This window comes from Arthrobacter sp. ISL-95 (genome assembly GCF_018613695.1).
Classification (GTDB): domain Bacteria; phylum Actinomycetota; class Actinomycetes; order Actinomycetales; family Micrococcaceae; genus Arthrobacter.
In genome coordinates this window covers 350,477-375,728 of the sequence record NZ_JAGGPR010000005.1, presented here as the reverse complement: position 1 = coordinate 375,728, position 25,252 = coordinate 350,477, and the positions used below count along the sequence as shown (strand labels likewise).

The window sequence follows — 25,252 nt, the reverse complement described above, 5'->3', positions numbered from 1 at the left end:
GCCTGCGCGGCACACAGCGACTAAGCTTGCTCTCAGTATTCTGGTCCGGCGTGGCGCCGGACACTTCAACGGTCTATCCAGGGGGATATACATGGGCCCGAAAGACAGCCCTGATGCAGCCGGCAATAACGGCGGCAGCAGGGACAACAACGAAGACTTCGCGGCGGGCAACAATCCGCCCAAGCCTCCTCCTTGGCAGGTGCCCAAACCCGAGCTCCACCCTGAGCTGTTTACGCCCGTCGAAAAAGAACCTCAGCAAAGCAGCACCGGCAAGCGAAAGAAAATGCCCGCCGCTGCACCCCAAGCTGGGACCGGAGCGCCCAAACCCGGCCAACCTCTCCCCGTGGTTGACCCCTTCGCCAAAGAGCGCGAACGCGGTGAGGCTGAGGCGATCAAGAAGAAGAAGCGCCTGCAGCGCCGCACCGTGGTGGTGGGCTTGGGCGTGACTGCCCTCCTGGCCGGAACCATTACTGCAATCGTGGCAAGCAACGAGCAGGAAGCCGAATACGCACAAGTCTGTTTCAATGAGGAAACCGGCGAGCGCGTTGACGACAACCAGTGTGACAACAGCAGCTCGGCAGGCCGCAGCTCAGGGGTTTACGCGTGGTACTTCTACTCCCGTGGAGCCAGTGTGCCCGCCGTGGGACAGAACCGCAGCTCGTACCCGAGTTACACCAAGAACGTGCCTGCAGGGGCCAAGTCCTCCACTGGTTACAGCACCAAGGGCGGCACGGTCAGCCGCGGCGGCTTCGGCAGCAGCTCCAAAAGCGGCGGAAGCTCGGGGGGCTAGGCGTGCGTCGACTGCCCTCCGCGCCCAGGCCGGACTGGAAGCAAAAGATCGAAGAACAGGGCCTGGTATTTTCCACTACCACCATGCCCGATGGCCGGAAAATCGAATACTGGAACGAGTCGGCCTACTACGAATTCACCGAGGACGAGGTGGAAACCCTCGAGAAGACCGCCGAAGACATGCACATCATGTGCTTGGAAGCCGCGAAGTATTTGGCTACCGGGGCCATGGGCGATATCGGCATCGGGCAGCAGGCTTTGGAACTGGCAGGGGAGTCGCTGTTGGCCGCGGACATGGACATTTACGGCCGCTTCGACTTCATCTATGACGGCAAGGGTGGTCCGGCCAAAATGCTGGAGTACAACGCCGATACCCCTACCGGGTTGATCGAGGCTTCAGTGGCCCAGTGGTTCTGGCTGCAGGACGTCTTCCCGGAAAAGGATCAGTGGAACGGAATCCACGAGGCCCTGATCCGTCAGTGGAAGAAGCTGCAGTTCCGCACCGGCATGAGCACCCTGCACGTTGCCCACTCGGAAGCGGAGGAATCCGGCGAGGACTGGATGACGGCCGCTTACATGCGGGACGTTGCGAGCCAGGGCGGCTGGACCACCATCGGCATCAATATGTCCGATATCGGCTGGGATCCCAACCTGAACCGGTTCGTGGACCTGGACAACTTTATGATCAGCACCATGTTCAAGCTGTACCCGTGGGAACTGATGATGAAGGAACCTTTCGGGCACCGTCTCCTCCAGCGCGCCCACAACCCGCGCTGGGTTGAGCCGGCGTGGAAGATGCTGCTGTCCAACAAAGCCTTGCTGGCTGCGCTGTGGCACCTCTACCCCAACCACGAGAACCTGCTGCCCGCCTACCTCGGAGATCCGGGTCCTCTCAAGGAATGGGTGGCCAAGCCGCTGCACGGACGAGAGGGCGACAACATCCGCATTCATGCCCCGGGCATCGACATCCAGCAGCCCGGTGGTTACGGGCGCGAAGGCTGGTGCTTTCAGCAGTACCACCCCCTCCCCGATTTCGATGGCAACCATCCTGTCCTGGGCCTCTGGGTAGTGGATGGCGAATCCGTGGGCTGTGGAATCCGCGAATCCGACGGACCCATCACGGACTACTTCTGCCGCTTTGTTCCCAACACCATTGACGCCCCGGCGCCCATCGCGCCCCCTGCTACTTCCTACGGAGCTGCACTATGAGCACTGAAACCTCGACGCCGGGTGGCGGCTCAGCGGGCGGCGACCGTACCGCCGTCGTACCTTCCAAAGGCCTCCACGCCGGGATCCTGGACCTCGGCGACTCCGTCATGCTGGGCCTTGCATCTACCGCGCCTGTTTACTCGCTGGCGGCAACGCTGGGGCTCATCGTCGCCGTCAACGGCAACTACACTCCCCTGATCCTGATCCTTGGCTTCATCCCCGTGCTGTTCATTGCCTATGCGTTCCGTGAGCTCAACAGCGCTATGCCGGACTGCGGTACTACGTTCTTCTGGGCCCGCAAGGCCTTTGGTCCGTGGGCTGGTTGGCTGGGCGGCTGGGGAGTGGCCCTGGCGGGTGTGGTGGTGCTGGCCAACCTGGCGCAAATCGCGGGCAAGTATCTGTGGCTGCTGATCGGCGACGGTTCCTTGGCTGATAACACGTGGCTGGTGACTGCAACTGGTGTGCTGTTCATTGTGTTCATGACGTATGTGAATCACCGCGGCATCCGGCTGGGCGAGCATGTCCAGCGCACCCTGACCTACATTCAGTACATTTCCCTGGGCATCTTCGCGGTGGCCATTGTTTTCCGGATCGCCGGTGGAGCGCCTGAAGGGCAGGCCTTCGACTTTGAGTGGTTCAATCCGGCCGGCGCCTTTGCAGATCCCGGCGCCGTGGTTCACGGTGTCCTGCTGGCGCTGTTCATTTACTGGGGCTGGGACACATGCCTGGCACTGAACGAGGAAACGGAAAACCCTGCCAAGACCCCCGGCCGAGGCGCCGTAATCTCGGCCACCGTCCTGCTGGCGATCTACGTCTCCGTGGCCCTCTTGGTGATGATGTACGCCACGATCGGTTCCGACGGCATCGGGCTGGGCAATGAAGCGAACCAGGATGACGTCTTCCTGGCCATGAAGGACGTTGTGTTGGGCCCCTGGGGCTGGCTGATCATTGTGGCCGTGCTTGCGTCCGTCTTGTCCTCCACACAGACCACCATCCTGCCCACCGCCCGCGGAACCCTGTCCATGGGTGTTCACGGTGCGCTGCCTCCCCGCTTCGGCAAGGTCCACGAGCGCTTCATGACTCCGGGCTTCTCAACCCAGGTGATGGGTGCGGCGGCCGTGGTCTACTACGTTGCCATGAGCTTCCTGAGCGAAAACCTGCTCTCGGACTCCATCAGCGCCATCAGCTTGTTCATTGCCTTCTACTACGCGCTGACCGGCTTCTCCTGCGTATGGTTCTTCCGCTCCACGCTCCGGGATTCCGCCAGGAACCTGTGGTTCCGCGGCATCCTGCCGTTCCTCGGTGCACTGTCCCTCACTGCGGCGTTCTTCATCTCCGCAGTCCAGATGTGGGACCCGGCTTATGGAGACACGCAGATCTTCGGCATTGGCGGGGCTTTTGTCAGCGGCGTGCTGTTGCTGACCTTGGGCGTAGTTTTGGCGATCGTTTGCCGCTTCGCGCCCTCCACGCGGGGTTACTTCACGGGTGAGCGGGCCGAGGTTGGAGTGGTACGCGGCGAGTAGGCTGCGCTCCTGACCCTTGGCTTTGCCGCTTAGGATGCTGGAATGAGCGATTCAACGACGAACAACTCCGACGTCCTTGCCCTCGATTCCCTGCTGACGGCGGACGAGCTGGCTCTTCGCGAGCGGGTTCGCGACTTCACCGCGCAACGGATCCGCCCCAACATCGCCCGTTGGTATGAGGACGCTCATTTCCCTCGCGGGATTGCGCCGGAGTTAGGTGAGCTCGGCGTCTTGGGCATGCACTTGGACGGTTACGGCTGCCCCGGACGGACCGCCGTCGAATATGGTCTTGCAGTGATGGAACTGGAGGCCGGCGACTCGGGAATCCGTACGTTCGTCTCGGTTCAGGGCTCCCTTGCCATGACGGCTATCCATAAGTGGGGTTCGGAGGAGCAGAAAGAGCAGTGGCTGCCTCGAATGGCCGCCGGCGAGCTGATCGGTTGCTTTGCGCTGACAGAGCCGACGGCGGGTTCTGATCCATCGTCCATGACCACTTATGCCCGGCAAACGGCCGACGGCTGGGTTCTGGATGGCGCCAAACGTTGGATCGGCCTCGCGTCCATTGCGGACGTCATGGTGGTGTGGGCTAACACGGAGGACGGCATTCGCGGGTTCCTGGTCCCCGCCGGAACATCGGGGGTGACCGCGACGCCTATCGAGCCGAAGCTCTCCATGCGCGCTTCCATTCAATGCGATGTAACGTTCGACGCCGTGAGGCTGGGTCCTGAGGCCATCCTCCCGGGTGCCTCGGGACTCCGTGGACCGTTCTCGTGCCTGAACGAGGCACGCTACGGGATCGTGTGGGGCGCCATGGGAGCTGCCCGGGACTCTTACGAAGCTGCTTTGGAGTACGCCGGCAGCCGGCTCCAGTTCGGCAGGCCCCTGGCCGGCTACCAGCTGACGCAGGAGAAACTGGTGAACATGCTGGTGGAGATCCAGAAGGGCACCATGCTGGCCCTTCACTTGGGCCGGTTGAAGGATGCCGGGCATCTGGAGCCCCAGCAAATTTCCTTGGGCAAGCTAAACAACGTCCGCGAGGCCATCAAGGTCGCCCGCGAGGCCCGCACCATCCTGGGCGGCAACGGCATCACCTTGGATTACTCACCGCTGCGGCACGCCAACAATCTGGAATCCGTGCGGACCTATGAAGGAACGGATGAAGTTCACACCCTGATCCTGGGCCAGCACATCACAGGTATCGGGGCCTTCCGCGGCTAACGTTGTGGTGCCCGCTCTGCGTGCTTTGTTGAGGAAATAGAGCGCAGAGCGGACCCCACAACGTTCACGGAACTAGAGGACAGCACATCGGCTTGAGCGCTCCATGGGACGTTTGCTGATACTCAGCTGGCCGAGGGCTCGGGGAGGACCACCAGGCTGAAGTAGCCACGCAGTCCCTTGACCACGTCCACTTCGTCGGGTGCCAGCAACCATTGCGTTTGCAGCCCGTCCCACAGGGCAACCAGGGACATCGCAGCCAATTCAGGATCAACACCGGGCCGCAGCCTGCCCTCGGCAGCCAGCTCGGCAAAACGCTGCGCGTAACTCTTGCGCAGACGTTCGAAGCGCTCGGTGAAGTACACCCTGCCGGGATGCGAATCCGTGACAGACTCCGCGCACAGAACGATGTACAGCTCAACCACGCCCGGAATATTCTCGTTGAAGAGCGCCGTCCGGAGTACGGAGTCAACCAGGCCCTCTTCCATGTCATCCGGGAAGGCATCACCGGTGATTTCGTCGCGGCGCTCCAGGACTGCCATCAGCAGATCGCGCTTGGACGGGAAGTAGTGCAGCAAACTGGTCTGGCTCAGCCCTACCTTGTCGGCGACTCCCTGCAGTGACCCGCCGCGGTAGCCGTGCGCAGCAAACACCTCGTGGGCAGCATCAAGAATGGTCCGGCGCCGTTCTTCGGATTTCGCGTAGGGGCCCCGCCGCGCTGCGCGGCCCACGTCCTTTGTGGTCATGGCTAGCCAGTGTACATGCGTGTTTCGACTCAAAGATGAAATTCGAGTCACTACTCGAATTTTCTGTTACCGTGGTCACACTTGCCGCGGGGGGCCCTCGAATCCAAGCCCGCGCCATCGTCAACCTGACACGAAGAGGTGAAGGCTCATGACCCGATTCACGCGAAGACAACTCCTGGGCGCAGGCCTGGGAACAGCAGCCATGGGCCTGCTGACCGGGTGCGCTACTCCAGGAATGCAGTCCGTCAACGCTGCACCAACCATCCCCGCCGCCGGCGAACCCGTGCGGCTGAGCTATTGGGCTTGGCTCAAGGATTTCCAGAACGTCGCAGATGTTTGGAATTCAGCCAATCCCAACATCCAGGTGGACGTAGTGTGGATCCCAGGCGGCAACAATGGCGGATACCAGAAGCTTTACTCGGCCCTGGCGGCAGGAGGCGGACCGGACCTGGCCCAGGTGGAGTTCCGGTCCATCCCGGAGTTCATGCTGGTAAATGGCCTGGTTGACCTGAGCCGTTACGGCGCCAACGACCACGCTCACTTGTACGACCCCACCCTGTGGAAGCAAGTCAGCTACACCGGAGGGGTCTACGGCATCCCCCAGGACGCGGGCCCCATGGGCATGTTTTACCAGCCGGCCATCCTGGACAAGGTGGGCGGAGTCGCTCCGAAAACTTGGGACGAGTGGGCTGCGTTGGCCACCGAACTTCGCTCCGTGGACAGCTACCTGGACTGCTTCCCCATCAGTGATGCTTCTCCGTTTGCCTCTTTCGCGGGGCAGGCCGGCGCGCAGTGGCTGCGCCCGGAGGAGGATGGTTGGGTCATCAACATGACCGACGACGCCACACTCAACACCGCGCGTTTCTTCGACAAAGCGATCGACGACGACCTCGTTACTACCGCCTACGGCGCCTTCTCCCCGGGCTGGTTTGCGGCTGCCGGCAAGGGTGGTATTGCCTCGACCATTACAGGCAGCTGGGGTGATGCGTTGGTTCAGGGTGTCAGCGGTTCCGAAGGAAAGTGGCGCGCAGCATCGATGCCCATCTGGGGCGGTACGGGGTTTGGATCCAGCTACTTGGGTGGTTCCACAGCTGCAGTCCTGGCCAACAGCAGACACCCCAAGGAAGCACTGGAGTTCGCCGTGTGGCTGACCACCTCCAAAGAGGGAATTGACGCCCAGATCAAGAACAGCGGCATCGGCTGGTCACCCAACCCCGACTTCATCGGCACGGATCGGCAGCAACCGTCGGCTTTTTTCGGCGGCCAACGCTACAACGAGGAAGTCTTCGTCCCCGCCACCCAACAGCAGAACCCTGACTGGTCCTGGTGGCCGGTAACCCAGCAATCCTTCAACATCCTCAGCGACGGTTTCCGCAAGAAAGCCTTCGGCACCTCCTTGGTGGATTCCATTGCCGCTTCTGAGCAGCAGATCATCACCGTTTTCAAGAACAAGGGCCTCACCATCCGGAAGGAAACGGCATGACCACCACCCGCACCGCACCCACAGTGCAGCGTCCCGCCGCCCCTGCACGCGGAGGCAAGAGGGCCAGCGCTGCCGCACGCGCTCCTTGGCTTCTGCTGGCCCCGTTCCTGGGACTCTTCGTCCTCACTTTCCTGCTGCCCATTGTTGTGGCCATCATGTCCAGTTTCAGCAAGGTGACCCGCAGCGGACTCTTCGGTGAGGCCGGCGTGACCAGTGAGTTCGCCGGTTTCAGTAACTATGCACAGGCCCTGGCCGACGGCAGCTTCGTCGCATCCATCGGTCGGATGCTCCTGTTCGGCGTGGTCCAGGTGCCCGTGATGATCGTCCTGTGCACGGCATTGGCCCTGATGCTCGAATCGGCCTCGGCAAAGTGGCCGGGCTTCTTCCGTGCCGCCTACTTCCTCCCCTACGGCGTCCCCGGCGTCATTGCAACCATCCTGTGGTCCTTCCTTTACGTACCCGGGCTCAGCCCGCTGTTCGATGTCGCCAAGATCGTTGGCCTCACCCCGGACTTCCTCGGCGCCAACAGCGTGCTGTGGTCCATCGCCAACATCGTCACGTGGAGCTACACGGGCTACAACATGCTGATCATCGTGGCGCAGCTCAAAGCCATCCCGGTGGAACTCTACGAGGCCGCCAAGGTGGACGGCGCCTCCACCTGGCGCGTGGCCCGAAGCATCCAGCTCCCCCTGATCCGACCTGCACTCATGCTCACCACGGTGTTCTCCATCATCGGAACACTGCAGCTCTTCGCTGAAGCCCAGGTCCTCAAGACGGTGGCTCCGGCAATCGACAGCCAGTACACGCCGAACCTCAGCGCCTACACAACAGCCTTTGCGTACAACGACTACAACGTCGCTGCAGCCCAGTCGGTCATCATTGCCGTGGCCGCATTTGCCCTCTCCTTCGCCTTCCTCGCACTGACGAACAGGAAGTCCTCATGACCGCCACAGCCACGAAGCCAACCACCACGCCGGTCCGCAGCAAAGCTTCGGCAGGCCCGGACCGTACGGCCGGACGACGGCGGTCGTCCACCGTCATCGTCACCGCACTCTTAGTGGTGGTGGCCCTTTACTTCCTGATTCCCGTGTACTGGGTGTTTGTGGCCTCCACGAAGTCCACGGCCGATCTCTTCTCCACCAACGGTTTCTGGTTCGCTCCCACGTTCTCCTTGTGGGAGAACATCGGCCGCGTGCTCAGCTATGACAACGGCATTTTTGGCCGCTGGTTCCTGAATTCTGCGATCTATGCCGGAGTGGGCTCCCTTATGGCCACATACTTTGCTGCGGCCGGCGGCTATGCCTTGGCGAAGTACGAGTTCCGCGGACGGAACCTGGTGTTCGGCACCATCCTGGGCGGGGTGCTGGTCCCGGGCACGGCTACTGCATTGCCGCTCTTCCTGCTGTTCAGCCAGATGGGCCTGGCCAACACTTACTGGAGTGTCCTGCTGCCATCGCTGGTATCTCCTTTCGGCCTGTTCCTCTGCCGCATCTACGCCCAAGCCACCGTGGATACCTCGCTGATCGAGGCCGCCAGGATCGACGGCGCCGGGGAGCTCCGGATCTTCCACACCATTGGGCTGAAGGTTCTGACGCCGGCCCTGGTCACTGTGTTCCTGTTCCAGCTGGTGGGGATTTGGAACAACTACTTCCTGCCGCTGGTCATGCTGTCCGACTCCGAGCTCTACCCCATCACCCTCGGCCTGAACAACTGGCTGAGCCAGGTTGACCGTTTGCCCGAATTCTATGAACTGACCACGGGCGGGGTGCTGCTTTCCATCATTCCGCTCAGCATCGCCATGGTTGTCCTGCAGCGTTTCTGGCGCGGCGGGCTGACAGAAGGAGCCGTTAAGTAATGACCACGTCATTGGACGCCAGCTACATCACTGAAACCGGTCCGGGCACCGGCAAGAGACTCCCGGCCCGCTCCTGGTTGCACACCGACGCCCCAACCCTGTCCCTGAACGGGCAGTGGCGTTTCCGCCTACTCCCAGGGGCTCCGGGTACGCCCGGTGGAAGGGGCGTTCTTCCCGCGGGTGAGGCAATCGAAGGCGTGGGCGAGGAAACCCTGGATGACTCCAATTGGGAGCAGATCCCGGTACCGGCACACTGGGTTCTGGAGGGCGAGGGCCGCTACGGCAACCCCATTTACACCAACGTCCAGTTCCCCTTCCCTACCGATGCACCCCATGTCCCGGATGAGAACCCCACCGGCGATTACCGCCGACGGTTCGATCTACCTGCGGAGTGGAATGACGCCGAACGCCTCGTCCTGAGGTTCGACGGCGTCGAATCCCGCTACAAGGTATGGCTCAACGGCAACGAAATCGGCGTAGGGACCGGTAGTCGCCTGGCTCAGGAATTCGACGTCACCGAGGCAGTGCGCGTCGGACACAACGTGCTGGCCGTGCGCGTCCATCAATGGTCGGCGTCGAGTTATGTGGAGGACCAGGACCAGTGGTGGATGCCGGGCATCTTCCGCGACGTCACCCTCCAGGCCCGCCCCAAGAAGGGCATCAACGACGTCTGGTTGCGGACGTCATACACTGCCGGCTCAGGCACCATTGATCCCGAAATCACTGCAAACAATGCCGCCTACCCGGTGCGGCTGTCAGTTCCGGAACTGGACGTCGACGTCGTCTGGGACTCCCCTGCCGACGTCGCCCCGGTGGAGATCACCGGCGTCGAACCTTGGTCCGCAGAGGTTCCGCGCCTCTACAACGCAACGGTGGAAAGCGCGGGCGAGACTATTTCTCTGCGCCTGGGCTTCCGTACGGTGGAGATCAAGGGCGATCAGTTCCTGGTGAACGGCAGGCGCGTGGTGTTCCACGGCGTGAACCGTCATGAGACGCATCCTGACCGTGGGCGCGTGTTTGACGAAGACTTTGCCCGCGCCGACCTCGCGTTGATGAAGCAGTTCAACGTCAACGCCATCCGCACCAGCCACTATCCACCGCATCCTCGTTTGCTGGACATCGCCGACGAAATAGGTTTCTGGGTGATCCTTGAGTGCGACCTTGAAACTCACGGCTTTGAACGGCACGGTTGGGTGGGCAACCCCAGCGACGACCCCGCGTGGCGTGAGGCGTATGTGGACCGCATGGAGCGCACCGTGGAGCGGGACAAGAACCACCCCTCAATCGTGATGTGGTCCCTCGGCAACGAGTCCGGAACGGGCGCCAACCTCGCCGCCATGTCCGCGTGGACGCATGCCCGCGACGCCGGCCGCCCCGTCCACTACGAGGGAGATTACACCGGCGCCTACACGGACGTTTACTCGCGCATGTACTCCTCCGTGCCTGAAACTGAGGCGATTGGCCGCGACGATTCCGACTCGCTGCTGCTGGGCTGCTCCGCAGCGGAGTCCGCACGGCAGCGCACCAAACCCTTCATCCTCTGCGAGTATGTCCACGCCATGGGCAATGGCCCCGGCGCCATTGACCAGTACCAGGACCTGGTGGATCTCTACCCGCGGCTCCACGGCGGATTCGTGTGGGAATGGCGGGACCACGGCATCCGCACCACCACCACTGATGGGACTGAGTTCTTCGCCTACGGCGGAGACTTCGGCGAGGTAGTCCACGACGGCAACTTCGTGATGGACGGCATGGTCCTCTCCGACTCCACCCCCAGCCCGGGGCTGTTTGAGTACAAACAGATCGTCGCTCCCCTGCGGTTGGGCTTCTCGTCCGAAGCATCCGACGGCGGCACTCGCCGTTTCGTCTCCGTCGCCAACCTTCGGCACACCGCCGACGCGTCCGACGTCGTACTCCGTTGGCGTACGGAGGTGGACGGCATCTTGGGTTCCTCCGGAGAGCTCGACGTCGTCACCGCGGCAGGTGCCACTCTCGCCGCGGGGGATTCGGCGCTGATCGAATTGCCGGAGATCGGGGTTGTGGATTCCGGCGGTGTGGCATCCGGCGAGCAGTGGCTGACCGTTGAGGCGGCACTACGCAAGGACACCTCGTGGGCGAGGGCAGGCCATGTCCTCTCCGCTGCGCAGCTGGAACTGACCACAACGTTTCCGCGTTCGGCAGCCCCTCGCCCCTTGGCATCCGCCGAACGGGCAGCTTCGCCGGCTTCCGGGACCGCTTCGCTGGGCTCTGCTGTCTTTGAGGACGGCAGGCTCGTCTCACTGGCCGGGCTTCCGGTGTCCGGGCCGCGGCTGGAATTGTGGCGTGCTCCCACTGACAACGACGCCGGGGCAGGCCGGGGCAGCTACGATCTCGCCGATCCTTGGCTCAACAAGGGCGACGGCGTTGCCGCACCTTCAATGGAAAAAGTGTGGCGCGATGCCGGTTTGGACCGACTCACGGCTCGGGTGGAGAAGGTTACTGCCAGCGAGTCCGGCGTTGTGGTCCGGACTCGTTACGCCGCTGCTGACGCCGCGCTTTGGGTCTCTGTGGAGGAGAACTGGCAACTGTCCCACGGCGAACTATGGCTCCGCTTGGACATTGTTCCCAGCTCCGGATGGGACATCATCTGGCCGCGGGTGGGGGTGCGCTTTGACCTGCCCGGATCAGTGGACGGTGCGTCGTGGTTCGGCGCCGGCCCCCGCGAGTCCTACCCGGACAGCATGCACGCGACGCTTGTAGGCCGCTACTCGGCGGGCATCGATGAGCTTTCAGTGAATTACGCCAAACCGCAGGAAACGGGACACCGCAGTGCGGTTCGTACGCTGGACTTGCAGAACACCGGAACGCCTTGGCTGGAGTTCCGCGCCGTCCCCGATTCCCGTGGGCGGCTGCCTGGTTTCACTCTTTCCCGGCACACGGCGCAGGAGATTTCCGCGGCAGCCCACCCGCACGAGCTGCCGGCAAGCAAGGGCAGCTACTTGTACCTCGATGCCGCGCAGCACGGGCTCGGGTCCAGGGCGTGCGGACCGGACGTGTGGCCGGACTACGCGTTGCGCCCGGAGGCACGTACGCTGACGTTCCGGATCACCGAAGCGGGCTAAGCCTCCGTTGAGGGGCCTGCTTTGCGTGCTTTGTTGAGGAAACAGAGCGCAGAGCGAGCCCCGCAACGTTCACGCAACGGCGACAGGTTTCTTCTTCGCTGCGTCTTTGCGGATGGTGGCACTGATGACCGCAGCCACGGTGCACATGGCGGCTGCACCCAGCCAGGCGTAGTTGTAGTGCCCTGTGGCGTCGCGGATGAAACCGGCCAGGAGTGCGGCCACGGCAGCACCCAGCTGGTGGGCTGCGAAGACCCAGCCGAAGACCACGGAACCGTCAGCGCCGAATACCGAGCGGCAGATAGCTGCAGTGGGAGGCACGGTGGCTACCCAGTCGAGCCCGTACACCACCACGAAAATGATCATGCTCGGCTCAACTGACGAGCCCAGCAGCAGCGGCAGCACCAGCAGGCCGATGCCCCTGAATTGGTAGTACACGGCCAGCAGGACCTTAGGGTTGAACCGGTCAGTCAGCCAACCGGACGCTATGGTCCCCACGATGTCGAAGATCCCGACGACGGCCAACAAACCTGCCGCTGTGGTGTCGGGCATGCCGTGATCGTGTGCCGAAGGAATGAAGTGCGTACCGATAAGTCCGTTGGTAGTGGCCCCACAGATAGCGAAACCCGCAGCCAAGGCCCAGAACGTGCGAACTTTGCTCGCGCGCTTGAGGACCTGCAAGGCACGGATCGCGGCGTTGGGGGAATCCCCCGAGCCGGCCGACACAACCACAGCGGCGGGCTTGCCTGGCGTCGTCGCCGTTGTCCCGGCGTCGGCCGCTGTACCGTCAGGTTCCGCGGCGCTGGTCTGCTCGGCATCAACTTTTTCGGCACCGTACGGCAACACCCCGACGTCGGCCGGTGAGTTCCGCAGCCAGCGCAGCACCAGCGGAACCACTGCGAGCGCCCCTGCTGCGATGAGCAAGGACGCACCACGCCAGCCCGGGTTCTGGGCGAGCGCTGCGATGAAGGGCAGGAACACCAACTGGCCGGCTGCACTGCCGGCGGTGAGGATGCCGATCACCAGGCCACGGCTTTTGGCGAACCACGTGTTGGCAATGGTCGCGGCGAAAACAAGGGCCATGGAACCCGTGCCCAGGCCGATCAGCAGCCCCCAGGTGAGCAGAATCTGCCAGGACTGGTTCACGAAGACAGTCAGTGCTGATCCGAGCCCGATGAGGCAGAGAGCCAGCGAGGTGACCTTGCGGACGCCGAAGCGCTCCATCAGGGCCGCCGCGAACGGGGCCGTCAAACCGAACAGGACCAGGTTGATGCTCACGGCCAGGGACAGCACCGTGGTGGACCAGCCGAACTCCTCCTGCAGCGGCACCATGAGTACGCCGGGCGCTGCACGGAATCCTGCGGCTCCAACCAGTGCCAGGAAGGCAACTCCTGCCACGATCCAGGCGGGGTGGAGGCGTCGGTTCTTATTTGCGGACGATTTCCCGGGCGGGGTTTTTCCGGCAGGAGTCCCTGTTTTGCCGGGCGGGGTCCCTGTGACGTCGGGAGCGGTCATGCGGGGATCTCCGTTTCAGAGGGTGCGACGGCGAGCGGCAGCGGGTGCTCGCTGCGCTTGAAGCTGTGCCAGCTGGTGTTGGCAGCGGTCAGCCGGGTGCCGCAGTTGGTGCAAGTGTCCGCCGACATTGTGGCTTGCCCGCAATCAGTGTGGATGACTTTCATGTGGGACACCTCGTTGGGGGCGTCCAGGTGTTTCTCGGCCCAGATGATGATGGCATTGAGGACCGGAAGTGAGTCCTCCCCTTTAGGGGTGAGCACGTATTCCTGCCGTGTGCGGGCGCCGTCCTGGTAGGGGCGCTGGGCGAGCAGTCCGGCGTCGAGGAGCCATCCGAGGCGTTTGCTGAGGACGTTGTCGGCTACTTCGAGGCGTTCCTTGATGGCATCGAACCGGCCGTTGCCGAAGAAAACCTCCCGCAGCACCAGGCTCCCCCAGGGGTCGCCAAGGACATCGAGGCCGCGGGCAAGGCTGCACGTGCGGGCAGACCAGTCAGAACGAAGAGGCATGCGCACAAAGCTAGCTGACTTTTCTAAAGAAAGCTAGGTGCGTAGGACCATCAACAACTCCGGCCCTTGTTCGTCACCCACGCCGTAAAACGGTGAGGAGTGCGAACAAGAGCCGGGTACGTCGGGCCTCGCTTGGAGGGACTAGCTGATCTTGGCGAACGCCTGCTCGAGGTCCGCGATCAGGTCCTCCGCTTCCTCGATGCCGCAGGAAAGACGAAGCAGGTTGACCGGAACAGCCAATTCCGTACCTTTCACCGAGGCGTGCGTCATTTCCGAGGGGTAGTTCATGAGGGACTCGATCCCGCCCAAGGATTCCGCCAGCGTGAACACGGATGTGGATTCGGCAACCGTGCGGGCAGCCGCTTCGCCACCCTTGAACTGAACGGAAACCATGCCACCGAACTTCTTCATCTGCTTGGCAGCCAGACCGTGACCGGGGTGGTCCGGGAGGCCCGGGTAGAGGACGGCTTCCACCTCGGGACGCTGCAGCAACCATTCGGCCACCGCCTGTCCGTTCTCGCTGTGGCGGTCCATGCGAACGCCCAGCGTCTTCAAGCCGCGGGTAGTCAGGAAGGCATCCATCGGACCGGACACTGCACCCACGGCGAATTGGATAAAACCGATCTTCTCGGCAAGCTCGGCATCCTTGACCACAATGGCACCGCCCACCACATCAGAGTGGCCACCGATGTATTTGGTGGTGGAATGAACCACAACATCGGCACCGAAGGAGAGCGGGGTCTGCAAGTAGGGAGACGCGAAGGTGTTGTCCACCACCAGGAGGGCACCGGCGTCGTGCGCCACGGCGGCAAGTGCCTCGATGTCCGTGATTTTCATCATCGGGTTGGACGGCGTCTCCACCCACACCAGCCGCGTCTTGTTGGCGGCAACGGCAGCAGTCACGGCGTCCAGATCGGACATGTCCACCGGTGTGTTGCCGATGCCCCAATCACCCAGCACACGGTTGATCAGGCGGTAGGTGCCGCCGTAGGCGTCGTTGCCCAGCACAATGTGATCTCCGGGCCGAGCAACTGCGCGGATCAGTGAATCCTCAGCTGCCAAGCCTGAGCCGAAGGAGAACGCAGCCGTGCCACCTTCGAGGGCGGCGAGCTGCTCCTGAAGGGCGTCGCGGGTGGGATTGCCGCCCCGGCCGTACTCGTATCCTGAGCGAAGGTTGCCGATGCCGTCTTGGGCATACGTGGTGCTGAAGTGCAGCGGAGGCACCACAGCGCCGGTCACAGGTTCAAAAGCCTGTCCGGCGTGGACAGCGCGCGTGTTGAACCCGGCGTTGTTGGTGGCAGACATGGAAGCTCCTCTAGGTTCGTTCAACGGGTAGGCTCGTTCAGAAATTCTAGTGATTGGATCAGCGCGGGACGCTTAGCTGCTCAGGTAGGCCAGGAGGTCATGGCGAGTCAGGATGCCCACCGGCGCGCCAACAAAGGTCACCATCACGGTATCGACGTCGGATAGCAGCTCGCGCGCGGCGGAAATGGTCTCCAGTGAGCCGATCACGGGCAGTCGGTCCCCCATGTGCTCGGAGATCTTGTCCGTCAGCTTCGCTTCTCCGCGGAAGAGCTTGCTGGTAAGGCTGCGCTCGTCCACGGCACCCATGACCTCACCCATGACCACCGGTGGCTCCTGAGAAAGCACCGGGATGTGGGAGACGCCGAACTCGTTCATGATGTTGATGACATCGCGGACAGTTTCGTTCGGGTGGATGTGGACCAGGTCCGGCATCTCGCCCGTCTTGGATTTGAGCACCTCGCCCACGGACGCTTCTTCGCCCCCGGCAAGGAAGCCGTAGGAGCGCATCCATTGGTCGTTGAAGATCTTGGCAAGGTAGCCACGCCCGGAGTCGGGCAGGATCACCACCACCACAGCGGACTCGTCCAGGTCCCTGGCAGCGTGCAGCGCCGCAACCACGGCCATGCCGGAGGAACCGCCCACCAGGAGACCCTCCTCACGGGCAAGGCGGCGGGTCATGGAGAAGGAGTCGGCGTCAGACACAGCGATCACGTCATCCGGCACGGCGGGATCGTAGTTGCCGGGCCACATGTCCTCGCCCACGCCCTCCACGAAATAGGGCCGGCCGGTTCCGCCTGAGTAGACCGAACCTTCCGGGTCCGCGCCGATGACCTTGACCTGGCCGCCGTCGGACTCCGCGCGGTCCGCCGAGACCTGCTTCAGGTAGCGGCCCGTGCCGGTGATGGTGCCGCCGGTTCCGGCGCCGATAACCACGTGAGTGACCCGGCCGTCAGTGTCCTGCCAGATTTCCGGGCCAGTGGACTCGAAGTGGCTGCCGGGGGCGGCGGGATTGGAGAACTGATCCGGCTTGAAGGCGCCCGGGATCTCCTTGACCAAGCGGTCGGAGACGCCGTAGTAGCTCTGCGGGCTGTCGGGCGCAACGGCGGTGGGCGTCACCACAACTTCGGCGCCATACGCCTGAAGCACCGCGCGCTTGTCCTCGCCCACCTTGTCCGGAACCACAAAGACGCACTTGTAGCCCTTTTGCTGGGCAACAAGCGCCAGTCCCACTCCGGTGTTGCCCGACGTCGGCTCAACGATGGTTCCGCCCGGCTTGAGCCGGCCGTCCTTTTCCGCGTCTTCGATCATCTTCACGGCGATGCGGTCCTTGATGGATCCGCCGGGATTGATGTATTCGAGCTTCACGAGGACGGTGGCTTTGATGCCCTCGGTGACGTGGTTGAGCTTGATGAGCGGCGTGTTGCCGATGAGGTCCAACACGGACTGGGCGTACTTCATAGGTACAAAGTTACCGTCTGGTCGCTTCGGGGTTGACCCGAGGCAGTTCGGACCCACCCGTCGGCAGGCCTCAGGTCAGGTGCCGGCGGAGGTGTCGTTCTGCCACACGCCCAAAACGTTGCCTTCCGTGTCTTTGAAGTAGGCGTACCAACCCATGGTCGGTATGGCATCCTTGGCCTGCACCACTGAGCCGCCAGCAGACTCCACCCGTTCGAGCGCGGTGTCGAGGTTGTCCACGTCGATGGTCAGGATGGGGGTCTTCAGGGCGTCGGTCCGCGGGAAGAGCGCGCCGTTGATGGCTCCCGGCTCGTTGGGGGCACCCGTGTCCTCGTTGGTGGGCGCCGTGATCGCCGCCGTGTATTCCATCCCCTCCATGGGCCTCAGGGTCCAGCCGAAGGCACTCTGATAGAAGGTATTGGCCCGCTCATTGTTGTCCGCGGGGATCTCAAAATGCACCACTCCACCCATAATTCGCGCTCCTTGATTCTGGGATAGGTTTTGCTCGGACATGGCGCGTCACACCCGCGCCACATCAGGGAGTCTAGACCCGGGTGGTTGCCGCCGTAAGGGGTCAGGCTGCAGATTGTCAGTCGGGCGTGGGACCATAAAAACATGACCATAGCAGACGCCCCGCCCGTTGTTGCGGCCGCGGCTGATGCGGCCGTCCGGTGGCATCCGGGTAGTTCATTCCGCCTGGACCAGACCATGTTTCCGCTCATGCGAGGCAACGCTGACCCTTCCTTCGCCGTGCAGTCCAGCGGTTTTTGGATGGCTTTCACAACCCCCTCCGGCCCGGTGTCGCTGCGCCTCTCGGGTGGCGGGCTGGGGGCCGGGTCCTTCGTGGATGCCCAGGCTTGGGGACCGGGGGCAGAGGACGCGGTGGCCGGTGTGCCCAGGATGCTGGGCGCTCACGACGATTGGTCCGGTTTCGACGAACCCGATTTCCACGCCACTCTCCCGCGGCTGGTCACAGAATCACGACGCCGGAACCTGGCTCTCCGGCTGCCTTCCACCGGGCGGATGGTTGACTCCCTGGTGCCCACCATTTTGGAGCAAAAGGTCACCACTTTGGAGGCCAGGCGAGGCTACCGGTACTTGATGTATCGCTATGGAACGCCGGCTCCGGGTAAAGCCCCTGCCGGGCTGTTGGTCCCTCCTACTGCGATTCAGTGGCTGGCCGTCCCCTCATGGGAGTGGCACAAGGCCGGGGTTGGCCCACAGCGTTCGGCCACAGTGATGCGGGCGCTGCAGTCCGCCGTCGCGCTTGAACGTCTGGCGGAGCTGGACTCGGCGGAGGCCGGTGCCAAACTGCAGACCATACCGGGCATCGGCATATGGACTGCTGCAGAAGTAGTCCAACGCACCCACGGGTGTCCGGACTCAATTTCTGTAGGCGACTACCATTTGGCCGCTTATGTGGGGTACGCCCTGACAGGTCAAAAGACCGACGACGCCGGGATGATCGAGCTCCTTGAACCATGGCGCGGACAGAGGCAGCGGTTGGTCCGGATGCTGTACCTCAGTGGCTTCCGTAAGCCCACTTTCGGGCCCCGGATGACGGTCCAGGATCACCGCAGGCACTGACTCTTTAAGCAACGCGGGGTCACTTATGGCCCCCTAGAAGGCGCTGAAAGGGCCACAAGTGACCCCGCGTTTGTTTTATGCGGCGCGCAGTTTCGCTTTCTTGATTCTCCCGATCGCTCCGGCAAATCCATCAGCCAGGTCGTCCGCGTTGAGCTTGAAATAGCTCCAACCGGCGCTGAGAAACGCCTCATCCCGCCGATTGTCGCGCGACTGTTGCTGTCTCGTCAGGTGATGAGCGCCGTCATACTGGATAGCTATGCGGTAGCGCCGATATCCAAGATCCGCTGTCGGAGACCAAGGGTCTTCGGGATTCAATTGCACTTGTAATTCCGGTTCGGGGAGCCCGGCATCGCACATAGCTAACCGCAAGAAGGTTTCAGGGTACGAGTCAGCCCCAACGCGCATCTCATCCAAAGCAAGGCGGGCTTTCTCCACGCCCTGAAGGTTGGGGTGCTGACGGATCAATAGCCTAAGACCGGACGGGTAGGCGTATGGCTCAATACGTAACTCCAAAGCTGGCCTGGGCTTGCGGATCAGTTGGTCTCCCATGGCGATCACGTACGGAAGTGGCAGTGACTTCGCCAAATCCAGCCAGGTGCGTGGACGCACAGAAATCGGGATGCCGTCGAAGTCCATGACTTCCCCTGGAATGACGTGAACCCTGTGCCCCGTGACGCCTGCCCTGCGGACACGCGGCAGATGGTGTGGCTTGCTCAGATGAACAGTTTGCTGGTCCGCCATCCACGGTGGGAGCCCCAACCCCGTCAGGAGAGCGGCCGTTTGGTGTGATACCCAGGCGGAGGGTGTCGCTGCTGCAAGTATTCGTGCCCGTTCACCCAGCTCCAGGTCGCGTGCTCTTGGCACATAGATCAGCCGGCCACCGGTGTCCAGGTCATTAGCCCTCAGACGCTTTCGCGGCACGCCCTCAGCGCGGGATTCGTAGATGGTGAATGGCCTGTTCTCGAGCCCTTCCGGCAACGATGTGTAACGAACCATGCCCTCAAGTCTGCAGGTAAAACGTGTGCTGCATGGAGTTATCCACAGGTCAGCCGGCATCCAGAGCAACGCGGGGTCACTTACGGCCCCCTCAGCCGCGGTTAGGGGGCCATAAGTGACCCCGCGTTGCTTTAGAGGTGCAGGCGGGAGACCGCGTCCCGCCGCATGTCCACTTTCCGTACCTTGCCCGAGACGGTCATGGGGAACGACTCGCGGATGTCGACGTAGCGCGGAATCTTGTAACGGGCCAGCTTCCCGTGGCAGTACTCAGCCAGATCCTCGGCGGTCAGGGACGGAGCGCCCGGCTTGAGGATGATGCACGCCATCAGCTCTTCACCGTACTTCTCGTCAGGCACCCCAATGACCTGCACGTCCTGGACGGAGGGGTGCCGGTAGAGGAATTCCTCGATCTCGCGCGGGTAGATATTCTCGCCTCCCCGGATCACCATGTCCTTGATCCGCCCCTCGATCACCAGGTAGCCGTCCGCATCCATGCGGGCGAGGTCACCGGTGTGCATCCACCCCTCTGCGCCGATTGCCTCCGCAGTCTTATCCGACTGGCCCCAATAGCCCTGCATCACTGAGTAACCCCGCGTGCAGAGCTCGCCGATCACGCCACGCTCCACAACGTCCCCCGAACCCGGGTCAATGATGCGGCTCTCCAGGTGCGGCATGGTCCTGCCCACGGTGCCGGTCCGCTGTTCCAAGGTGTCGCCCGCCCGGGTCATAGTGGACACGGGCGAAGTCTCGGTCATGCCGTAGCAAATGGCAACGTCCACCATGTGCATCTCATCGATCACGCGGCGCATCACTTCGATGGGACATAAGGACCCCGCCATCACTCCTGTCCGCAGCGAGGAAAGATCATAGGAATCGAAGTCCTCCAGCGCGAGCTCTGCGATGAACATGGTGGGGACCCCGTACAGGGACGTCCCGCCGAAGTCCTGCACCGCTTCCAACGCCGCCGAGGCATTGAAGCCGCGGCCAGGAATGATGGTGGCCGCGCCGAAGCTCAGCGCATTCAGATTCCCGATCACCATGCCGAAGCAGTGGTAGAACGGCACGGGAATCACCACCCGATCATGCTCGGTGTAGTTCAGGAGCCGGCCGATCGAATGCCCGTTATTGAGGATGTTGTGGTGCGTCAATGTGGCGCCCTTGGGGAATCCCGTGGTGCCTGAGGTGTACTGCAGGTTGATGGGATCGTGCGGGTCCAGTTCCGCCATGCGGTCCCGTAGCGCTGAAGGCCCGACGCCGTCTGCCCGGGTCAGGAGTTGGCCGTAGGTGAGTTCATGGTTGGCTTCCGGAACGCCCACGGTGAGCCCCAGCTCCGGCGCTCCCGGAAGGAAGACGACTTCCCGGAGATCGGGACAGCTGCGGGCGGCATCCCTGGCCATGCCCACGTAGTCGCTGTTCTTATCCGAGGGCGCTGTCACCAGCGTCCGCATGCCGTTCTGTTTCACCACGAACTCCAGCTCGTGGCTCCGGTAAGCCGGGTTCACGTTCACCAGCACCGCGCCGATCTTGGCGGTGGCGTACTGAAGGATGGTCCACTCGGCGCAGTTGGGACTCCATATGCCGATCCGTTCGCCTTTGGCCACGCCCATGGCGAGCAACGCGCGGGCAAGGTGATCGACGTCGTCGTTCAGCTTTTGGTAGCTCCACCGGCGGGCGTCACCGCCTGGTGAAGCAGCGGCCTCGATCAGCGCATCCCGCAAGGGGAACTGCGCCGCGATGCGCTCAAAATTAGCACCAATGGTCTCTTCGAGCAGCGGGACGTCAGTGTCTCCGGCGGTGTAGGACAACATGACGGAACGCTACCAAGGGACTGCCCGCAACAGAACCGTAACCACCTCCAGCGGTGCCGTGTCCTGCCGGTAGGGTTGGAACCATGAGTGAACCCATCGACCTGCAGGCCACGTTCATCCCCAACGAAGGCGAGTTCTTCCGTGTGAAGCTCGCCTTGGAAATCGCGATCGACGAGGTGGTCAACGAGCCCGGCTGCATCCGTTACGAATTGACCGAAGCCACCGAGGAAAAGCTCGTCCTCACTGAGCGTTGGGAATCCGAGGAGCTTCTGGAGAAGCACTCCAAGGGCATCGCTGTCCAGGACTTGAACGAGTCCCTCAGCGCACTGCTCGCCGAGCCGGCCAAGCTCGAACGGCTCTAGTTACCGTCGTCAGGCGAAATCGCCGCAGGACAGCGAGAACGCCTTAAAAGCTTCGAGGTCGCCGGAATTCTCCGGCGACCTCGAAGCTTTTCCGGCGGTTTCGATTTTTCGAAGCCGCCGGGTGGTCTTAGTTTTCCTGAGCCTCGGCACGTGCCTTGGCAACGTGGGCGTGGACCTCTTCCATGTCCAGGCCCTTCACGGCCTCGATGACCTGCTCCAGCTGCGGGCCATTCAGGGCTCCCGGCTGCGAGAAGACAAGGACCTTTTCGCGGAAGGCCATGAGCGTTGGGATGGACGTAATCCCGGCTTCGGCGGCGAGCTGCTGCTCAGCCTCGGTATCTACCTTCGCGAACACCACGTCAGCGTGCTTCTCTGAAGCGGCCCCATAGGTGGGGGCAAACTGACGGCACGGGGCGCACCAGGCTGCCCAGAAATCCACCAGGACAATGTCATTGTCCTCGATGGTCGATGCGAACTGTTCTCCAGTGATGTCAACTGTAGCCATGCTTCCACGGTACGCGACCCCGCCCGCGAAGTCCCGTGGAGGGGTCCCCTGTTCGCTGTCTGCGTCACCGGGAATAAACGCTCATGAGGTGATTTTCGAGCACCCCTTGTCCCGGATTGAACAAGTGTTTAATGTGTGAAACATGCGTTCAATCGCAGAGGATTTGACCACACGGGCCCGCATTCGCGACGCCGCCATAGGGCTTTTCGGTCGCGATGGATTCGCCCGCGCCACCGTCCGGGCTGTGGCCTCCGCCGCCGGTGTAAGTCCCGGCCTGGTCATCCATCACTTCGGCAGCAAAGCCGGGCTCCGCGATGCTTGCGATCAACATGTCCTCTGGCAAACAGCAACACAGGGCCGGGAAAAGACAGATCCGGGATCTACGCGGCAGCTGATCCAGGACTACTTGAACCACCCGGACCAGTACGCCGACGAAATCACCTACATCCGACGCGCCCTCAGCGATGAGTCCGAGGCGGGCGACGCATTCTTTGACGCCGTCGTGAAGCAAACCCAGGACATCATCCTTGCCGGAATGGAAGCCGGAACCATCCGGAAGTTCGACGACGTCCCGTCCACCGCCGTCGTCATCGCTTCCAACAGCCTGTCGATCCTCATGCTGGGCCGGCACCTCTCACGGACGCTGGGGACTGTGGGCCCGGAGCCCCACGGCATCGGCCCCGAACTCCTCCGGCAACTGACCCTGCCCGCCCTGGAAATCTACACGCACGGCTTCTACACCGACGCGCGGTTCCTGGACGCAGCCAGCGAAGCCATCAACCACAACACCAACTCCGGAAGGGAGCATGCCCCGTGACCCAGGCAATCGTCGTCGAGGGTTTACGAAAGAAGTTCGGGTCCCGGGAAGTCCTGCACGGACTTGATTTCGCGGTGGAACCCGGCAAGGTATTCGGCGTCATCGGGCCGAACGGAGCGGGCAAAACCACTACCATGCGCTGTCTGCTGGATATTATTCGGCCCAGCGCGGGGTCCATCTCCGTCCTGGGACAGGATCCGCGTACGGCCGGCACGAGTCTTCGCCGCAGGATCGGCTACCTTCCCGGGGAGCTGCATTTGGAGAACAGGACAACGGGCCGCCGCATGGTGGAGCACTTCGCGGCGATCAGCGGGCCCGTGCCGCCCAAGCACGTCAACGAACTCGCCGAACGGCTGAACCTCGATCTGGATCGCCAGACCCGGAAACTCTCCAAGGGCAACAAGCAGAAACTGGGGCTGCTGCAGGCCTTCATGCACAAGCCTGAACTCCTGGTGCTGGACGAACCCACCAGCGGCCTGGATCCCTTGGTTCAGCAGGTGTTCCATGCGATGGTTCGCGAAGCCGTAGATGATGGCGCCACCGTGTTCCTCAGTTCGCACGTCCTCAGTGAAGTACAGCAAGCCGCCGATGCCGTAGCCATTCTCCGCGACGGCGAAATCGTCACCGTCTCCACCGTGGAGACGCTCAGGACCGCAGCAGTCCGGCGGCTACGGTTCAACAGCAGCGGGACGGAAGCGCACGACGTCGGCGCGCTGCTGGCCCGGGTGCCCGGGGTCGCCAACGTAGCGGTGCGGGAGCTCAAAGCCGACGGTCACACTGCCGGAACAGTGGAGGCCACAGCGACGCTCTCCGGCCAGGTTCAGCCCTTGGTCCAGGAACTGGCCAGGCTGAACCTGACGGATCTGGTCCTGGAAGAACCCGATCTGGAGGAAGCCGTGCTCACGCTCTACACAGCCCCATCTCCTCGGATTGGCCAGTCTCCGGGGCCCGGCCAACCTGCGGGAAATGGTCCTGAAGTTGGTCAGGCAACTGGCCGGCACGCGGAAGGAGCACACCGTGCCTAAGATCCTCCCCTTGTTCACCAAGGCCCTGACCGACTCGTGGCGTTCTACGCTGGCCTGGGCAGTGGGTTTGTCAGCGGCATGCATGCTGTACCTGCCGCTCTATCCCTCCATTGGAGGCAGCGCTCAGATGCAGGACCTGATCAATGCGCTTCCGCCCGAAATGACCAAAGCCCTGAACTACGACCAAATCGCTTCAGGACCCGGCTATACCCAGGCCACCATGTTCGGGCTGATTGGTTTCCTGCTGATGTCCATGGCGTCGGTCGGCTGGGGTGCCGCAGCCGTGGGTGGGGACGAAGAATCCGGCTTGCTCGAACTCACACTCGCCCATAGCGTCACCCGCGTACAGGTAGTCCTCGAGCGTGCCCTGGCAATCGTGGTTCGTATCGCGCTGCTGTCTCTGCTCGTCTTCCTGTTGGTGCTGGGACTGAACGGGCCCTCCCAGCTAGGCATCGACGTCGGGCATCTCGCGGGAGCGGTGCTGCTGTTTGCCGCCTTGGCGCTGCTCAGCGGGACTGCTGCGCTCTTCGCCGGCGCGCTGAGCGGAAGGAAGGTGTACGGGATCGCTGCGGGCGCCGCAGTGGCTGTCCTGGGGTACGTGTTCAATGCAGTGGGACGGCAAAGTCCCGACGTCGAGTGGTTGCTGAACCTTTCGCCGTACCACTGGGCGTACGGCAATTCTCCGGTAGCCAACGGCGCTGATTGGGGAGCTACGGCGGGTCTCTACGGCATCTCGGCGGTACTTATTGTGCTGGGAGCAGTGGCGCTGCAGCGACGCGATGTGGGCGTTTAGCGCCAAACGTGCGGCGCTGGACGCCGCGCTCCGGGAAGGGCATTGTTTTCGCGCCACTCGTGGATCCACTCGGGGAGCTCGAGGTCAACCGGTGGCGTTCCGAACTCAGCGATGATTTCTTCCTGAGTGACCGGCCTGCCCTTGTTGACCAGGCGGGTGGCGATATGTGCCCGCGCATAAATTTCACCGTCCACCACCATGCGCTGTTCAAAGTAGATGGCCTTGGTGTCCAGCCCGATGATGCGCGTCTCGATGGTGTACCGCTGCCAAAGTTGCAGGGACTTGCGGAAGGCAATGGTTTCACCGGCTGCCACTGGAGTCCAACCCCGCTTGCGCATCCTGGTCCAGATGCCGCTGCGGACCATGAGGTCGAAACGGCCGAGGTCCATCAGCGAGAAATACATGCCGTTATTGACGTGCATCGCGATGTCGATGTCAGTGGGCAGAACCCGCAGGGGCAGCGACGATTCCTCCCAGACACCGAGCGGCGAGCGCTTGGATGACGTGAACAGCAGCATGAGGGTGCGCAGAAGCAGATGCATGGCTCAATGTTACCCGCCAGTAACTACAGGGGGAATATGGGGACCGCATAGTGGACCCGGTTCTTGGGGACGCCGGTTTATGTCCAACGTTTGCACTAACGTTTACCGCCGGTTCATC

23 protein-coding genes are annotated in these 25,252 nt (G+C 62.7%); 13 read left to right on the top strand and 10 right to left on the bottom strand.

The window, feature by feature from the left end:
- The first annotated feature begins 91 nt into the window (after positions 1-91).
- Genes J7I86_RS07915 through J7I86_RS07900 form a run of 4 tightly spaced genes read left to right on the top strand, consistent with a single transcriptional unit; the run spans position 92 to position 4,739 of the window.
- Positions 92-790, top strand: a complete 699-nt coding sequence (locus J7I86_RS07915) for a Tat pathway signal protein (RefSeq protein ID WP_214818858.1) — start codon at positions 92-94, stop codon at positions 788-790.
- Between the two features lie 2 nt (positions 791-792).
- On the top strand, positions 793-1,998 hold the full coding sequence (locus J7I86_RS07910; protein ID WP_214818857.1) for a glutathionylspermidine synthase family protein: 1,206 nt from the start codon (positions 793-795) through the stop codon (positions 1,996-1,998).
- Entirely contained in the window at positions 1,995-3,521 is a 1,527-nt protein-coding gene (locus J7I86_RS07905) for an APC family permease (RefSeq protein WP_214818856.1), read from the top strand. Before J7I86_RS07910 ends, J7I86_RS07905 begins: the two co-directional genes overlap by 4 nt.
- 42 nt (positions 3,522-3,563) lie before the next feature.
- A complete protein-coding gene (locus J7I86_RS07900) occupies positions 3,564-4,739 on the top strand; it encodes an acyl-CoA dehydrogenase family protein (RefSeq protein WP_214818855.1) in 1,176 nt (391 codons plus the stop codon).
- A gap of 122 nt (positions 4,740-4,861) precedes the next feature.
- Here J7I86_RS07900 and J7I86_RS07895 read toward each other — a convergent pair whose 3' ends face one another.
- Entirely contained in the window at positions 4,862-5,482 is a 621-nt protein-coding gene (locus J7I86_RS07895; RefSeq protein ID WP_286179474.1) for a TetR/AcrR family transcriptional regulator, read from the bottom strand.
- Positions 5,483-5,630: 148 nt separating this feature from the next.
- Between J7I86_RS07895 and J7I86_RS07890 the strand changes: the two genes are divergently transcribed.
- From J7I86_RS07890 to J7I86_RS07875, 4 genes are read left to right on the top strand one after another with little or no spacing between them, the layout of a single operon-like run.
- The gene (locus tag J7I86_RS07890) at positions 5,631-6,965 is read left to right on the top strand and encodes an ABC transporter substrate-binding protein (RefSeq protein WP_214818848.1); all 1,335 of its coding nucleotides are present in this window, start codon (positions 5,631-5,633) and stop codon (positions 6,963-6,965) included.
- Entirely contained in the window at positions 6,962-7,909 is a 948-nt protein-coding gene (locus J7I86_RS07885; protein WP_214818840.1) for a carbohydrate ABC transporter permease, read from the top strand. The genes J7I86_RS07890 and J7I86_RS07885 overlap by 4 nt, the downstream gene beginning before the upstream one ends.
- Positions 7,906-8,820 (top strand): carbohydrate ABC transporter permease, encoded by a 915-nt coding sequence (locus tag J7I86_RS07880; RefSeq protein ID WP_214818838.1) that lies wholly within the window; start codon positions 7,906-7,908, stop codon positions 8,818-8,820. The genes J7I86_RS07885 and J7I86_RS07880 overlap by 4 nt, the downstream gene beginning before the upstream one ends.
- A complete protein-coding gene (locus J7I86_RS07875) occupies positions 8,820-11,921 on the top strand; it encodes a glycoside hydrolase family 2 TIM barrel-domain containing protein (protein WP_214818836.1) in 3,102 nt (1,033 codons plus the stop codon). Before J7I86_RS07880 ends, J7I86_RS07875 begins: the two co-directional genes overlap by 1 nt.
- A gap of 69 nt (positions 11,922-11,990) precedes the next feature.
- Here J7I86_RS07875 and J7I86_RS07870 read toward each other — a convergent pair whose 3' ends face one another.
- The 5 genes from J7I86_RS07870 to J7I86_RS07850 form a co-directional block, all read right to left on the bottom strand.
- Complete coding sequence (locus tag J7I86_RS07870; protein WP_214818834.1) at positions 11,991-13,433, bottom strand: MFS transporter; 1,443 nt, start codon at positions 13,431-13,433, stop codon at positions 11,991-11,993.
- The gene (locus tag J7I86_RS07865; RefSeq protein ID WP_214818832.1) at positions 13,430-13,939 is read right to left on the bottom strand and encodes a helix-turn-helix domain-containing protein; all 510 of its coding nucleotides are present in this window, start codon (positions 13,937-13,939) and stop codon (positions 13,430-13,432) included. The genes J7I86_RS07870 and J7I86_RS07865 overlap by 4 nt, the downstream gene beginning before the upstream one ends.
- A gap of 141 nt (positions 13,940-14,080) precedes the next feature.
- Positions 14,081-15,244 carry a cystathionine gamma-synthase gene (locus J7I86_RS07860; RefSeq protein WP_214818830.1) on the bottom strand — a complete coding sequence of 388 codons (1,164 nt, stop codon included), beginning with the start codon at positions 15,242-15,244 and terminating at the stop codon, positions 14,081-14,083.
- A 72-nt stretch (positions 15,245-15,316) separates the two neighbouring features.
- On the bottom strand, positions 15,317-16,702 hold the full coding sequence (locus J7I86_RS07855; protein ID WP_214818828.1) for a cystathionine beta-synthase: 1,386 nt from the start codon (positions 16,700-16,702) through the stop codon (positions 15,317-15,319).
- Positions 16,703-16,777: 75 nt separating this feature from the next.
- Positions 16,778-17,170 carry a VOC family protein gene (locus J7I86_RS07850; protein WP_214818826.1) on the bottom strand — a complete coding sequence of 131 codons (393 nt, stop codon included), beginning with the start codon at positions 17,168-17,170 and terminating at the stop codon, positions 16,778-16,780.
- Positions 17,171-17,314: 144 nt separating this feature from the next.
- Here J7I86_RS07850 and J7I86_RS07845 point away from each other — a divergent pair, with 144 nt between their 5' ends.
- Entirely contained in the window at positions 17,315-18,286 is a 972-nt protein-coding gene (locus tag J7I86_RS07845) for a DNA-3-methyladenine glycosylase (RefSeq protein ID WP_214818824.1), read from the top strand.
- 75 nt (positions 18,287-18,361) lie between these two features.
- Here the strand turns inward: J7I86_RS07845 and J7I86_RS23085 are convergent, their stop codons facing one another.
- Both J7I86_RS23085 and J7I86_RS07835 read right to left on the bottom strand, forming a co-directional pair.
- Positions 18,362-18,922: a hypothetical protein gene (locus tag J7I86_RS23085; RefSeq protein WP_309476691.1), complete on the bottom strand. Its 561-nt coding sequence runs from the start codon at positions 18,920-18,922 to the stop codon at positions 18,362-18,364.
- Positions 18,923-19,413: 491 nt separating this feature from the next.
- Positions 19,414-21,090 (bottom strand): AMP-binding protein, encoded by a 1,677-nt coding sequence (locus J7I86_RS07835; RefSeq protein ID WP_214818820.1) that lies wholly within the window; start codon positions 21,088-21,090, stop codon positions 19,414-19,416.
- 83 nt (positions 21,091-21,173) lie between these two features.
- On the opposite strand from J7I86_RS07835, the gene J7I86_RS07830 reads away from it, so the two are divergent.
- Complete coding sequence (locus J7I86_RS07830; protein WP_214818818.1) at positions 21,174-21,452, top strand: putative quinol monooxygenase; 279 nt, start codon at positions 21,174-21,176, stop codon at positions 21,450-21,452.
- A 127-nt stretch (positions 21,453-21,579) separates the two neighbouring features.
- On the opposite strand, the gene J7I86_RS07825 is transcribed toward J7I86_RS07830, so the two are convergent.
- On the bottom strand, positions 21,580-21,957 hold the full coding sequence (locus J7I86_RS07825; RefSeq protein ID WP_214818816.1) for a co-chaperone YbbN: 378 nt from the start codon (positions 21,955-21,957) through the stop codon (positions 21,580-21,582).
- A 142-nt stretch (positions 21,958-22,099) separates the two neighbouring features.
- Between J7I86_RS07825 and J7I86_RS07820 the strand changes: the two genes are divergently transcribed.
- The 3 genes from J7I86_RS07820 to J7I86_RS07810 are packed head-to-tail and all read left to right on the top strand — an operon-like array spanning position 22,100 to position 24,592.
- Positions 22,100-22,774, top strand: a complete 675-nt coding sequence (locus J7I86_RS07820) for a TetR/AcrR family transcriptional regulator (RefSeq protein ID WP_214818815.1) — start codon at positions 22,100-22,102, stop codon at positions 22,772-22,774.
- Positions 22,771-23,799, top strand: coding sequence for an ABC transporter ATP-binding protein (locus tag J7I86_RS07815; RefSeq protein WP_214818814.1), 1,029 nt, complete (start codon positions 22,771-22,773; stop codon positions 23,797-23,799). The genes J7I86_RS07820 and J7I86_RS07815 overlap by 4 nt, the downstream gene beginning before the upstream one ends.
- Positions 23,792-24,592, top strand: a complete 801-nt coding sequence (locus tag J7I86_RS07810; protein WP_214818812.1) for an ABC transporter permease subunit — start codon at positions 23,792-23,794, stop codon at positions 24,590-24,592. Before J7I86_RS07815 ends, J7I86_RS07810 begins: the two co-directional genes overlap by 8 nt.
- Here the strand turns inward: J7I86_RS07810 and J7I86_RS07805 are convergent.
- On the bottom strand, positions 24,589-25,134 hold the full coding sequence (locus J7I86_RS07805; protein WP_214818810.1) for a thioesterase family protein: 546 nt from the start codon (positions 25,132-25,134) through the stop codon (positions 24,589-24,591). The two genes, J7I86_RS07810 and J7I86_RS07805, sit on opposite strands and share 4 nt — an antisense overlap.
- Positions 25,135-25,252 lie beyond the last annotated feature (118 nt).